This is a genomic window from Pseudofrankia sp. EUN1h (genome assembly GCF_001854645.1).
Taxonomy (GTDB): domain Bacteria; phylum Actinomycetota; class Actinomycetes; order Frankiales; family Frankiaceae; genus Pseudofrankia; species Pseudofrankia saprophytica.
Window position 1 is genome coordinate 592,746 of sequence record NZ_MBLN01000002.1, and the last position, 13,117, is coordinate 605,862.

A 13,117-nucleotide genomic window follows, 5' to 3' on the forward strand; every position below is an offset into this window, starting at 1 on the left:
AGCGGGAAGGCGAGCGCCTGGTGCTGGTTGTGCCGCACAGACCACCCCCGACCTAGCCGGCAGCCCTCTCCCGACAGGTCCCCAGTCTGCGGCCCCACCCGCGACGCCGTGGCGTCACAATCCCGTTGCCGTTGGTAGTTCCTGTTTGTGGCCTCGCCTCGGGATCAGCCGCGGCGGTGGCGATGCGCACCGGGGCGACGGGGGATGGACATCGTCTGCTCCGACTCGCTCGGCGGGTGGTCGGGACCGAGCCTGGACTGACCGCCCAAACCGACCGGGCCGGCGCTGAACCAGTCGTGACCACCCGTCGGACCGTCGACACCGGTGGTGTCGCCGTCGCCCCCGACCGTCGCGAGCGCGAGCGTCCCGCCCTGGCTACTCCGGCTACCCCGGCCGTCCTGGTCGTCGCGCTCGCCCGGGTCGCGCGGCACCGGGCGGATCGCGAAGACCACCGACCAGACGACGGTCGCCAGCAGCGCCAGCGCGCACAGGCCGAGCACGATCTCGACCGCGAGCTTGGGCCACGGCGACCAGGCCAGCAGGTTGGCGAGGCCGGCGCGGGGGCCGCCGCCCGGCCCCTCCCACCAGCGGCGGAACAGCAGCTGGCCGGCCAGGCCCTGCATCGCGAGCGCCGCGGCGAGCGTCAGCGGCGGGGCGAACCGGGAGAACCTGCCAGTCGAGGCGGCCCCCGCGCCGACCGCCACGGCGAGCGACGCGATCCCGGCGAACAGGTACCGGCCGGAGATGCCGCTGACGTAGTACGTCCGGTGGAAGTGCAGGCCGGACTGCAGCGTCATCAACGCGAACAGACCCGCCGTTGGCCACACCATGAGCAGCAGGTCGACCCGTCGGGCCGCGCCGCGCGCCTGGGCGATCCCGGTGGCGATGAGCGCTGCGATCACCGCGGTGCCGATCCGGGCGGCCAGCTCCGGCACATGCGCCTCGAACCAGCCGAAGTCGCCCCACCAGCGCAGGATCGTGCCGTTGACCAGTACGTCGGCGTACTCGCCCCAGCCGGACAGTTTGCTGCCGGGGGTGAACCCGGGCGTCGACGGCTGGAAGGCGTGGTAGCGGACGATGTTGACGACGAACCACCAGGCGCCGAAGGCGACCGCCGCCGCCGAGCCGACCAGCAGCGGTCGCCACGGGAAGCGGGCGGCGCCTGTCGGCACGGCCGGCCCGGTCGCCGCCTCGGCGAGCAGGAACGGGGTGGAGTCCGCGGCCCCGCGCCGCCCGCCCACACCCGCGCCGAGCCCGCCGGAGCCGGAGCCGAGCCCGCCGGAGGCGAGCCCGCCCGCGCCGGGGCCGAAGTCGCCAGTGGCGGAGCCACGGCCGTCCGGGCCTGGCCTGGGACCGGCCGTGTCGGCACCAGCACCAGCGCCAGCACCAGCACCAGCGCCGGCACCGGCTGTCCGGGTCAGGATCTTGCGGGCGCGCCGCCAGGCCAGCAGGTAGGCCACGACCGCCATCGGGACGAACACGACGCCCAACGACTTCGACAGCATGGCGGCGCCGATGAACGCGCCCAGCCAGCAGGCCGTGCGCATCGAGGTGTCGCCGCGCAGCACGTAGCACAGCGTGAGGGTCGCCAGCGCCCCGGTGAGCACCAGCAGGGCGTCGTTGTTCACGCTCGAGCCGATGTGGGTGAGCATCGGCACCGCCAGCGGTACCAGCGCGGCGACCCGGCCGGCCACCCGGCTCTCGGTGAGCCGGTCCGCGCTCGCCCAGGCGAGCAGCGGCAGCGGCGCGACCATCAGCACGCTCATCAGGCGCAGCAGGCCGATGACGAGGTCGAACCGCAGGTCCTGCGGCGCGCCCGGCGGCAGCTTCACCAGCGCCGCGCCGGCGAGGTAGTAGAGCGGCGGGTGCTGCATCATCTGCTGCACGTCGGGTGCCGGCTGACCGGCCCTGGCCAGCTCTCCCCACTCGGGCCGGTCCGTGCGCGCGGGCGCGTCGGCCGCCGTGAACGGCCCGACGGCGAGCTCGCGCGGCTTGTCCCGGGCACCGTATGGCGCGGTGGCGATCGAGCCGACCGTCTCGGGCGAGACGAGGGCGTGCCCCACGGGCGGCCAGCCCTTGCCCTCGGCCAGCCGCATGACGGCGTCGACATGGTGCGGCTCGTCCGGCGCGTGGTACTGCGGCACCAGCACCGACCAGGTGCCCAGCAGCAGGGCGAACGCGGCGGTGATCAGCCAGACGGGCGCCGGCGCGGAGCGCAGCACCCGCCAGGGGCGGAACCGCACCTCGGGCGGCAGCAACTGGCGGGCGTCGGCGACAGCCGTACGCCGGCCTTCCACAACAGTGGGCACAGTGAAAGACCCCCCGGGCGATGGACGCCTGTCATCGTAGGGGTTCAACCGTGCGCCGCCAGCGCTGGATGTACATGATTGGCCCAATTCAAGCGCGGAGTCGGTCCGCGGGCGTGCTTAGGACCGCGGGCGTGCTTAGGACCAAGCGTCGGCGGTACCGACGACCTTCGCGGGCGAGCCGGCGACGATCGCCTTGGCCGGGACGTCCCGGGTCACCACGGCTCCGGCGGCGACGATCGCGCCCTCGCCGATGGTCACGCCCTTCAGCACGATCGCACCGGTGCCGATCCAGACGTGGTCCTCGATCACGACCGGCGCGCTCTGTGGCTGCTGCACGCCGTCGATGACGATCGGGTGGAAGTCGTTGTCCATGATCTGGGTGTTCCACGAGATCGTGCAGTGCTCGCCGATGGAGACCCGGTCGCGGACGAGGATGTTCGCGAAGCCGTTGATGTTCACCCCGTGGCCCAGCTGCAGCAACCCGGAGTCGACGACCACCCGCACACCGCGCTGCAGCGAGACGACGCCCTCGCAGCGCAGCCGGCCCTCGGGATGCACCCGCACGACGGACGAGTCGTGCCTGGTGGAGAGGCCGAACGAGCCGAGCCCGACCCGCATCACCCCGCCCGGGCTGAACTCGAAACGCTCGTGGCCCTCGATGATCGTGCGCGAGCCCGTCCAGATCGGCTTGCCGTAGGCCAGCGGGTAACGCAGCCCGGCGACGAACGCCAGCGCCGACGTCTCCCGGCCCGCGTGCAGGGCACGGACATGCCGGACGTACTCGCGAAGATCGCTCCTGAACGCACCCACGGCATATCAGACTAGGCGCCGCCGCCGGGTCCATCCGCACCGGGGCCACACCGGCCTGGCCGCGCGGCGGCCGTCGTCACCGATCCGGCACCAGGCGGGGCGTGCGCGGAGCCTGACGACGGAGGCGCGCAGCTCGTCACATAACGTGTCCACAGGCCGCCCACCGTCTGAGCTTGCGCCACACCGTGTCACCCTGAAGAGCGCAACAGCCACCGGCGGCGTGACCATGTCCGCCCGCGGGTCCGGTGGCCGAGGCCGCTCAAGTTCCGCACGCGACCGGGAGTCAGACCGACGTGAGTGTCAGCGCCATCCGCCAGCCCCACCCACCGGACGCGTCCATGCTCACCGCGCCCGGCGAAGACGAACGGTTCTCGGCCCAGCGAGACGCGCCGTACGTGACGATCGTCCTGCCTTGTTACAACGAGCAGGACCACGTCGTCATGGAGCTCGAGCGGATCACCAGGGCGATGGACGCCAGCCGCTACAGCTACGAGCTGCTGGTGATCGACGACAAGTCGACCGACAGCACCCTCGCGGTGCTGTACGAGGTGGCGTCCCGGTACCCGAAGATGCGGCTGATGCCGTTCCGCCGTAACGGCGGCTCCGGCACCGCGCGCCGGATCGGCACGCGCGACGCCCGCGGCCAGATCGTCGTGTGGACCGACGCCGACATGACCTACCCGAACGAGCGGATCCCCGAGTTCATCAAGTACCTCGACGACCACCAGGACGTCGACCAGGTCGTCGGGGCCCGGCTCACCGAGGAGGGCACCCACAAGTGGGCCCGGGTGCCGGCGAAGTGGTTCATCCGCATGGTCGCGCAGCGGCTGTCCGGCATGAAGATCCCCGACCTGAACTCGGGCCTGCGCGCGTTCCGCCGCGAGGTGTCGCTGCCGTACCTGCGGCTGCTGCCTCCCGGCTTCTCCTGCGTCACCACGATCACGATGGCGTTCCTGTCCAACCAGCACCCGGTGGACTACATCCCGATCGACTACGCGAAGCGGTCCGGGAAGTCGAAGTTCCACCCGTTCCGGGACGCGCGCCGCTACATCCTGCAGGTCCTGCGGATGGTCATGTACTTCGACCCGATCAAGGTCCTCATGCCGGTGGCACTGTGGATCATGGGTCTTGGCTTCGTGAAGCTGATCTACGACGTCATCCGGTACAACTTCCACGTCACGACGTCGACGATGCTGGCGATCCTGGTCGGCTTCCAGATCGCGGCGCTCGCGTTGATCGGCGACCTGGTGGCCCGCTCCCGTGGCAGCTCCTGAGCCCGTAGGCCGCCGTCGGCGCGTCACGATCGTCGGGCCGACCCACCCGTACAAGGGCGGGATCGCGCAGCACACCACGGAGCTCGCCCACCGGCTGGCCGTGCGGGGCCACGACGTGCGGATCGAGTCGTGGTGTGATCAGTACCCGGCCCGGCTCTACCCCGGGCAGYAGCGCGTCGACGCGCCCGAGATGGAGCCGTTCCCGGCCACCGGCTACCCGTTGTCGTGGCGGCGGCCGGATGGCTGGGTGCGGCTCGGCCGGCGGCTGCGCGCCACCGCCGACGTGGTCATCGTCGTCGTGGTCACCCCGATCCAGGCCCCCGCCTATCTGGGCATCCTCTCCGGCCTGGGCCGGTCCCTGTCGCGGTCGCGGACCGGCACCCAAGCCGGCACGCGCGCCCGCCTGGGCGGGCGCCGCCGCGCTGGCGCGCCGGCCGGGCCGGCGGTGCTCGCGCTCTGTCACAACGTGCTGCCGCATGAGCGCCGGCCGGTCGACGAGCCGCTGATCAGGGCCGTGTTGCGCCGCGCGGACGCCGTCCTCGTCCACACCGACGCCGAGGCGACCCGCGCCGCCGCCCTGACCGGCGCACCCGTGCGCGTCGCCGCGATGGCTCCCCACCTGTGGGCCACGCCGACCCGCCGGGTGCACCAGCACGCCGCCGGGACGGTGGGCGCCGCCGCGACCCCCGCCGCCCCCGCGACCCCCGCCGCCCCCGCCGCCTCCGCCGCCTCCGCCGCCTCCGGTGGCCGGGTGCCGCGGCGGCGGCTGCTGTTCTTTGGGCTGGTGCGTCCCTACAAGGGGCTCGACGTGCTGCTGCGGGCCCTCGCGTCCGGGCCGCCGGACATCGCGCTCACGGTCGCGGGCGAGTTCTGGGGCGGGACGGACGAGACCAGGGCGCTCATCGCCGAGCTGGGGCTCACCGACCGGGTCGAGTTGCGCCCCGGGTACGTCGACGCGGCCGACGTGCCCGCGCTGTTCGACGCCGCCGACGCGCTGGTGCTGCCCTACCGGGCCGGTACCGCGTCGCAGAACGTCGACCTCGCGCACCTGCATGGCCTGCCGGTCGTCGCGACCTCGGTCGGCACCCTGCCGGCGGCCGTCGCCGACGGGGTGGACGGCCTGCTGGTCCCGCCGGAGGACCCCGGGGCACTGGCCGTGGCGCTGCGCCGCCTCTATGAGCCCGGGGTGCTCGCGGCGCTGGCCGCCAAGGTGCGCCCGCCGGACACCGCCGGCGGCTGGGAGCGCTACCTGGACGTCCTGGCGGACGCGGTCGAGGCCGAGGTCGAGGTCGAGGTCGAGCGATCCGAGCGAGGGTAGCCAGGGTAAAGAGCACAATAGGTAAGCGTTAGGAAGCTGTCCGTACTCTCACGCACTGTGAGAGCGACGACACGCACTGCGCCGATACGTCAGACCAGACCCCGCCGAACCAGGACGCGTCCCGCCGAGGCGCGTGGGCGCCAGCTGCGCTACTCCGAGATCGAGCCCCGCTCGCTCGACGAGTTCACCCGCCGCCGCAAGGCTCGCAAGCTCATCGCGGTGCTGGCCCACTTCCTCGGCCGCGACCAGGCCGGGCCACGGGCACTCGCCGGGCTGCGGGTGCTCGACGTCGGCTGCTCCGCCGGCTTCATCTGCGACGAGCTCGCCGCCGCCGGCGCCGACGTGACCGGCGTCGACATCGACGTCGCCGGCCTGCGCCGCGCCAGGGCGCGGTTCGCCAGGCGCGCCTGGTTCGTCCAGGCCGACGGGCTCTCCCTGCCGCTGGCGACCGGCTCCTTCGACGTCGTCGTCATGAACCACATCTACGAGCACGTCGTCGACGCCGACGTGCTCGCGGCGGAGGTGCGTCGCGTGCTCGCGCCGGACGGCATCGCCTACCTCGGCCTCGGCAACAGGCTCGGCATCATGGAGCCGCACCACCGCCTGCCGCTGCTGTCCTGGCTGCCCCGGGGGCTCGCCGACAGCTACCTGCGGGCCGCCGGCCGCGGTGAGCACTACTACGAGCGCTACCGCACCCGCGCCGGCCTGCGCCGGATGCTCGCCACCGCCGGCCTGCGCGCCTGGGACTACACGGTCCCGGTGCTGTTCGCCCCCGACCACTTCCACGCCGAGGCCGACGTGCCGCGCCTTCCGGGCCCGCTGCGCCGACTGCCCCTGCGCGGCAAGGTGGTGGACCAGTTGCCGGTGACCGCGCGCGCCTGGCTCGCGCGCGCCGCGCTGCCGCTCGCCCCGACCTACCTGTGGGTCGCCACGCCCGGCCCGCGGCACCCCGCCGGCGGCCCGCTGCCCATTCCGCCGCGCCCGRTCGACGCCTCCCGCCTGTCCCGAACGTTCGGGGTCTCCTAGGCTTTCGGGGCTCCCTGGGCTGCCGCCTCTTCGGCGCAGGTCGGCGAACGGCGGACTCGCCGGAAGCACCCGACACGTGCGCCCGTGGTGGCAAAGGGCAGACTGGAGGGCATGAACTCGCTGCGCGACGACGCCTTGGCGTACTTCGGGCACCAGGTGCACGTGATGCGCCGCCGGGAGGTTTCCACCCTGCTTCGCTGGGCGGGCGACCTGCGCGGGCGCACCCTGCTCGACGTCGCCGGCGGGGACGGCTACTGGGCCGGCCAGGCCATCCGCCGCGGCGCGCGCGCCGTCTGCCTGGACCTCGCGCGGCACAAGCTGGAGTTCGGCGGGCGGCTGCGCGGCCATCCGGGGCTGATCGAKGGCGACGCGCTCGCGCTGCCGTTCGCGGACGGCTCCTTCGACGTCGTCATGTCCGTCTGCGCGATCGAGCACTTCGACGACGGCGCGGCCGCGCTGGCCGAGATGGCGCGCGTGCTGCGCCCCGGTGGCGACCTGGTGATGTCCGCCGACGCGCTGACCAGGGCCGAACGCTGGCCGGCGATGCTCGCGCGGCACCGGCAGCGTTACCACGTCAAGCACACCTATCCCGCGGACGTGCTGACCAAGCTGCTGGACGCCGCCGGCCTGGACGTCGTCGAGCAGACGCACATGTTCCGGTCGGAGCGCGCCGAGCGGTTCTACCTGACGCTGTCGAGCAAGGGCGGCCGGGCCGGCTGGAACGCCGCAGCTCCGCTGTCCCCGCTGGTAGCGCTGGACGACCGGCGCACCCCCGACGACGGCGGCAGCGTGGTCCTGACCCATGCCCGTCGCCGTGGCTGAGCGCGGGATGGCGAGACACCCGGCGACCATCGCGGCCGGCCGCCGGTGAAGGCGCAGCGGGCACTGGCCGTCCTGCTCACCGTTGGCCTGTTCGGCTTGATGATCTTTGGTATGGGCGCCCTGTTCGCGCTGTTCGACCACCGAACGTGGGGCTACGTCGCCGGCGCGCTCGCCTGCGCGGTGATGGTCGGTGCCGGGGTGAACGCCTCCCGTCACCCCGAGGGGACGGCGGGGCCAGGCGGCCCCGGCGGCCCCGGCCGACAGGCTGACGCCCGCCGCCAGCCGGCCGCGCGCCGCCCGGCCGGCACCGGCCGGGGCGGTGGCTCAGGCGGTTCCGGTGGCTCAGGTGGTTCCGGGCGGTCCTCCGGACGTTCCGGCGGGTCCAGTCGGCCGGGCGGATCCGGTCGGCCGGGCCGCTCCGGGCGTCGCTGAGAGGGGCCGGGCCCGTGCGGGTGGGTTTCCTGGTCGAGCAGCTGTTCGCGCCGGTGCCGGGCGGCACCGGCCGCTACACGGCCGAGCTCGTCGCCGCCCTGGCCCGCACCGCCGCGCCGGGTGACGGCGTCACCAGCTGGTGCGCGTTGCGCCCCGAACATCGTCCGACGGCTCGCCTCACGCGCCTCGGCGGCGCCGCCGCCAGCAGGCTGACCGGCGGCCGGCTCCCGGGCGGGCAGGCGCCGACGGCCGACGCGGCCATCCCCGGGGTGCTCGGCCCGCTACGGCTTCCAGCGGGGCGCAGGGCGCTCGCGGCCGCCTGGGCGCGCGGCGTCGGGCCGGCACCGACCGGCGTCGACGTCGTGCACGCCCCGACGCTGCTGCTCCCGCCTCGGCGGAAGGGCACGGCGCTGGTGGTCACGATCCACGACGCCGTCCCGTGGACCCACCCCCGCACGCTCACTCCGCACGGCGCCCGCTGGCACCAGGAGATGGGGGAGCGCGCCGCTCGCACCGCCGACGCGATCGTCGTCCCCACGCTCGCCGTCGCCGAGGACCTGCGCTCCTTCCTGCGGGTGCCCGAGGAACGGCTGCACGTCGTCGGCGAGGGCATCGCCGAGGCCGTGCTGCGCGTCGGCCCGGACGCCGACGCGCGGGCCCGCCGGCTCGGCCTGCCGCCCAGCGGCTACCTGCTGACGTTGGCCACCCTGGAGCCGCGCAAGGGGCTGGAAGTGGCGCTGGCGGCCCTGGGAATGCTCACCGGCCCCGCAGTCCAGCTGCCGCTGTTGCACGTCGGCCAGCCGGGCTGGGGCGGGCTGGACATCGATGTGGAGGCGAAGAAGCTCGGCGTGCCGATCGGGCGGTTCCGCTCGCTTGGCCGGATCGACGACGCCGACCTCGCGGTGGTGCTGTCGCGCGCGACGATTCTGGTCGTTCCGTCGCGTTCGGAGGGCTTTGGTCTGCCCGTCGTCGAGGCGATGGCGCACGGGGTGCCGGTCGTCGTCTCGGACGTGCCCGCGCTTGTCGAGGTCGCGGGCCCGGCGGGGACGGTCGTGCCGGTGGACGACCCGCAGGCGATCGCCGCCGCCGTGATCCGGATCGCCGGCGATGCGGCGCTGCGCGCCCGGTTGTCGCGCCTTGGGCATGAACGGGCGCAGCACTTTAGCTGGATTGAGGCAGCGCGCGCGTGCTGGGCGCTCTACCGTCGAGTCAATGGTTCCCCGGCCATGTCCGTCGCCGATGACGGGCGGGCGTAGTGTTGCCCCGGTCGCATGCACCGTCCAAAAATTCGGGGGACGTTCCCCGGCGTGGGCGGAGCGGACGGCCATAGATGCGGGCCTATGGGGCGCGACAAGGTGCTGCGCGCTCCCCACAGGCCTGACCCGATTCGGACAGACGAGAGACAGGCAGCACGTCTCGGTGGAAGGAGCGCCGTGGGACCCCGGGTGCTCGTCGACGCCACCTCGGTCCCAGCGGACCGTGGCGGCGTCGGGCGCTATGTCGATGGGCTGGTGGCGGCTCTTGGCGCGGCCGGCGCCGATCTGGCGCTGGTGTGCCAACGGTCGGACGAAGAAAGATACAGCCGGTTGGCGCCGGACGCCACCGTTCTGTCCGGGCCGGCCGCGATCGCGCACCGGCCCGCTCGGCTCGCCTGGGAACAGACCGGCCTACCGCTGGTGGCCGAGCAGGTCGCCGCGGATGTGATCCACTCGCCGCACTACACGATGCCGCTGCGCGCGCAGCGGCCGGTGTGCGTGACGATCCACGACGTCACGTTCTTCACCGAGCCGGAGATGCACACCGCCGTCAAGGGGACGTTCTTCCGCTCGGCGATGCGCACCGCGGTGCGCAAGGCCGACCGGATCATCGTGCCGTCCAAGGCCACCCGCGACGAGCTGGTCCGCGTCCTCGACGGTGAGTCGACCACGACCGACGTCGCATACCACGGCGTCGACACGGCGACCTTCCACCCGCCGACGGACGAGGACAAGAGCCGCGTCCGGATGCGCCTCGGCCTCGGCGGCCGCCGCTACGTCGCCTTCCTGGGCATGCTCGAACCCCGCAAGAACGTGCCCAACCTCATCCGTGCCTGGGCCGAGGCGGTGCACTGGCGTGACGAGCCGCCGGCCCTGGTGCTCGCGGGCGGCTCCGGCTGGGACGACGAGGTGGACGCCGCCATCGCCGCCGTGCCGAGCCACCTGCGCGTGCTGCGGCCCGGCTACCTGCGCTTCTCCGACCTGCCGGGCTACCTGGGCGGCTCGGAGCTGGTCGCCTACCCGTCGCACGGCGAGGGGTTCGGCCTGCCGGTGCTGGAGGCGATGGCCTGCGGCGCCCCGGTGCTCACCACCCCCCGGCTCTCGCTGCCGGAGGTCGGCGGCGACGCCGTCGCCTACACCCAGCCGGACGTCGACTCGATCGCCCGTGAGCTCGGGTCGCTGCTCGACGACGCCGACCGGCGGGCCCAGCTCGCCGTCGCGGGCCTCGCCCGCGCCCGCGAGTTCACCTGGGCGGCCAGCGCCGACGCCCACCTGGCCAGCTACGCCCGCGCCGTCGCCGAGGCATAGGGTCGGTTCGCCCAGGCCCGGTCGGTCGCCGAGGCCTGGTCGCCGTGGCCCAGGACGGGGCGCCTGACCCAGCCAGCAGGTGGATGGGCCGGGCGCGTTACCGTCTTTGGGACGGGGTGGGCAGAGCAGGAAGAGGCTTGTTGGTGAGTGTTGAGCCGGAGATCCGGGTTGTCGTCGTGACCTTCCGGTCCGGTGAGGTCATCGGGAGCTTCCTGGACACGCTGGCCAAGGCGACGGCGCGCAGCTACGAGGTCGTCATCGTCGACAACTCGCCCGAGCTGGACGCGGCCACCGCCGCGGCCGCCCGGCGGCCCGAGGCGCGCCTCGTCCGGCCGGGGCGCAACCTCGGCTACGGTGCCGCCGCCAACCGCGGCGCGGCCGGCGCCCGCGGGAGCTGGATCRTCGTCTCCAACGCCGACATCGCCTTCACCCCGGGCTCGCTGGACGAACTGGTCGACGCCGCCGCGCGCTGGCCGCGCGGCGGCTCGTTCGGCCCGGGCATCGTCACCCCGGACGGCGCGCTCTACCCGTCCGCCCGCGCCCTGCCCTCGCTCGGCCGGGGCGCCGGGCACGCGCTGTTCGGCTGGTTCTGGCCGACGAACCCGTGGACGGCGTCCTACCGGCGTGAGCGCGGCGCGCCGGAGGAGATGACCACCGGCTGGCTGTCCGGCTCGGTCCAGCTRCTGCGCCGGGAGGCGTTCGAGGCGGTCGCCGGCTTCGACGAGTCGTACTTCATGTTCATGGAGGACGTCGACCTCGACCGCAGGCTGGGGCTGGCCGACTGGAGTTGCGTCTACGTGCCGAGCGCGGTCGTCGAGCACCTGGGCGGCCACTCCACGAAGCGCACGTCGCGGCGGATGGTCGTCGCCCACCACCGCAGCATGGTGCGCTACCTGTGCCGCCAGTACGCCGGGCCGGCGTACCTGCCGCTGCGGGTGCTGCTCACGGCTGGCCTGGGCGCTCGGCTCCTGCTCGCACTGGCGTTCGCCAAGGACAGCGCCGGCGCCCGCGCCACCCGTTCCGCCGAACTGCTCACCACCGGCGAGCCGGACGGCGCGCGCCCGGCCGGGCCGTGAGGCCCGGGATGGCTGTGYGGTCCGGGATGGCTGTGCGGTCGGTTTCTTGACGGTTTGGCCAGGTCCTGCCAGCCGAGTTCGATCGAGCGCGGCCTCCGGTTCGGATGATCTCCGCGCCGTTGCCTCAGCGTGGTCGGTAAAATTCGTAGGGCAACGATATTTCGGTGCGCGAGTTCATGCTGTGGCCGATGAACCTCCTACGGCTACCAGGTTTCGTTTTGGGGGCGATCGGCTCCTCTTGGACGGGTGGCAGCATCTCCCTGCTGGGCGTCTGGAAAACTGACGGACATGGACGCAGTGATGCTGGTGGGGGGCAAGGGCACCCGGCTTCGGCCGTTGACGATGTCCGCCCCCAAGCCGATGCTTCCGGTCGCCGGGGTGCCCGTCACCGCGCACATGCTCGCCCGCGCGCGCGACGCCGGGATCGACCGTGTTGTGCTTGCCACGTCGTACAAGGCCGAGGTCTTCGAGGAGTACTTCGGCGACGGCTCGGCGCACGGCCTGGAGCTGGCGTACGTGACCGAGACCGAGCCGCTGGGCACCGGCGGCGCGATCCGCAACGTGGCCGGTCTTCTGCGCTCCGCCCCGGGCGACCCGGTGGTCATCTTCAACGGTGACATCCTGTCCGGCCTCGACATCCAGGCGCTCATCGCCCGGCACACCGACAGTGGCGCCGCGGTCACCCTGCACCTCACCGAGGTCGAGGACCCGCGCGCGTTCGGCGTCGTGCCGACCGACGAGCACGGCCGGGTGACGGAGTTCCTGGAGAAGACCCCCGACCCGCCGACCAACCTGATCAACGCCGGCTGCTACGTGTTCCGGCGCTCGGTGATCGACGACATCCCCGCCGGGCGGCCGGTGTCGGTCGAGCGGGAGACGTTCCCCGGCCTGCTGGCGGCCGGCGTGCCGATCGCGGCCTACCCGGACAGCACCTACTGGCTGGACCTGGGCACCCCGGCCGCCTTCGTGCGCGGCTCCCGTGACCTGGTGCAGGGCCGGATCGCGTCCTCCGCCCTGCCCGGGGCGGTCGGCGAGTCTCTGGTGCTCGGCGGGGCGACCGTCGCCGCCGACGCGAAGCTGCTCGGCGGCGCCACCATCGGCGCGGGCGCCGTGGTGGGCAGCGGTGCGACGGTGGACGGCGCGGTGCTCTTCGACGGCGCTACCGTCGGCGCCGGGGCCATGGTCCGCGACTCGGTGGTCGGCCGGGACGCGGTGGTCTGCGATGGCGTCGTGCTGGACGGCGTCGTCGTCGGCGACGGCGCCCGCATCGAGGCGGGTAACGAGCTGCGCGCCGGCGTGCGGGTCTTCCCCGGCAGCGTCCTGCCGTCCGGCTGCGTCCGCTTCAGCTCCGACCAGGGCTAAGGCCGCCCGTGGCGGTTGGCGAGCGCTCAGCGTCCGTCACCGCCGCGGCACGCGGGGTCTGTGCCGTGTCCTGGCGGCCTCCGTCCACGCGAGGCTCCGCCATCATCGCGTGGACTTTGGTCTA

At 73.6% G+C, this 13,117-nt stretch carries 10 protein-coding genes; 8 read left to right on the top strand and 2 right to left on the bottom strand.

Annotation, left to right across the window (positions count from 1 at the left end):
- Positions 1-164: 164 nt before the first annotated feature.
- The gene (locus BCD49_RS03150) at positions 165-2,309 is read right to left on the bottom strand and encodes an ArnT family glycosyltransferase (RefSeq protein ID WP_007518576.1); all 2,145 of its coding nucleotides are present in this window, start codon (positions 2,307-2,309) and stop codon (positions 165-167) included.
- Between the two features lie 135 nt (positions 2,310-2,444).
- A complete protein-coding gene (locus tag BCD49_RS03155) occupies positions 2,445-3,119 on the bottom strand; it encodes an acyltransferase (RefSeq protein WP_007518578.1) in 675 nt (224 codons plus the stop codon).
- Positions 3,120-3,412: 293 nt separating this feature from the next.
- Here BCD49_RS03155 and BCD49_RS03160 point away from each other — a divergent pair, with 293 nt between their 5' ends.
- The 8 genes from BCD49_RS03160 (at position 3,413) to BCD49_RS03200 (ending at position 12,993) form a co-directional block, all read left to right on the top strand.
- A complete protein-coding gene (locus BCD49_RS03160) occupies positions 3,413-4,393 on the top strand; it encodes a glycosyltransferase family 2 protein (protein WP_007518580.1) in 981 nt (326 codons plus the stop codon).
- Positions 4,380-5,711, top strand: coding sequence for a glycosyltransferase family 4 protein (locus tag BCD49_RS03165; protein ID WP_071041081.1), 1,332 nt, complete (start codon positions 4,380-4,382; stop codon positions 5,709-5,711). Before BCD49_RS03160 ends, BCD49_RS03165 begins: the two co-directional genes overlap by 14 nt.
- Positions 5,712-5,768: 57 nt before the next feature.
- Entirely contained in the window at positions 5,769-6,737 is a 969-nt protein-coding gene (locus BCD49_RS03170) for a class I SAM-dependent methyltransferase (RefSeq protein WP_083401206.1), read from the top strand.
- A 111-nt stretch (positions 6,738-6,848) separates the two neighbouring features.
- Complete coding sequence (locus BCD49_RS03175; RefSeq protein ID WP_071041082.1) at positions 6,849-7,559, top strand: class I SAM-dependent methyltransferase; 711 nt, start codon at positions 6,849-6,851, stop codon at positions 7,557-7,559.
- 446 nt (positions 7,560-8,005) lie between these two features.
- Positions 8,006-9,247, top strand: coding sequence for a glycosyltransferase family 4 protein (locus tag BCD49_RS03185; protein ID WP_007518586.1), 1,242 nt, complete (start codon positions 8,006-8,008; stop codon positions 9,245-9,247).
- A 177-nt stretch (positions 9,248-9,424) separates the two neighbouring features.
- Entirely contained in the window at positions 9,425-10,555 is a 1,131-nt protein-coding gene (locus BCD49_RS03190; RefSeq protein WP_007518587.1) for a glycosyltransferase family 4 protein, read from the top strand.
- A gap of 143 nt (positions 10,556-10,698) precedes the next feature.
- Complete coding sequence (locus BCD49_RS03195; RefSeq protein ID WP_071041083.1) at positions 10,699-11,631, top strand: glycosyltransferase; 933 nt, start codon at positions 10,699-10,701, stop codon at positions 11,629-11,631.
- A 288-nt stretch (positions 11,632-11,919) separates the two neighbouring features.
- The gene (locus BCD49_RS03200) at positions 11,920-12,993 is read left to right on the top strand and encodes a sugar phosphate nucleotidyltransferase (protein WP_035924174.1); all 1,074 of its coding nucleotides are present in this window, start codon (positions 11,920-11,922) and stop codon (positions 12,991-12,993) included.
- Positions 12,994-13,117: the final 124 nt, after the last annotated feature.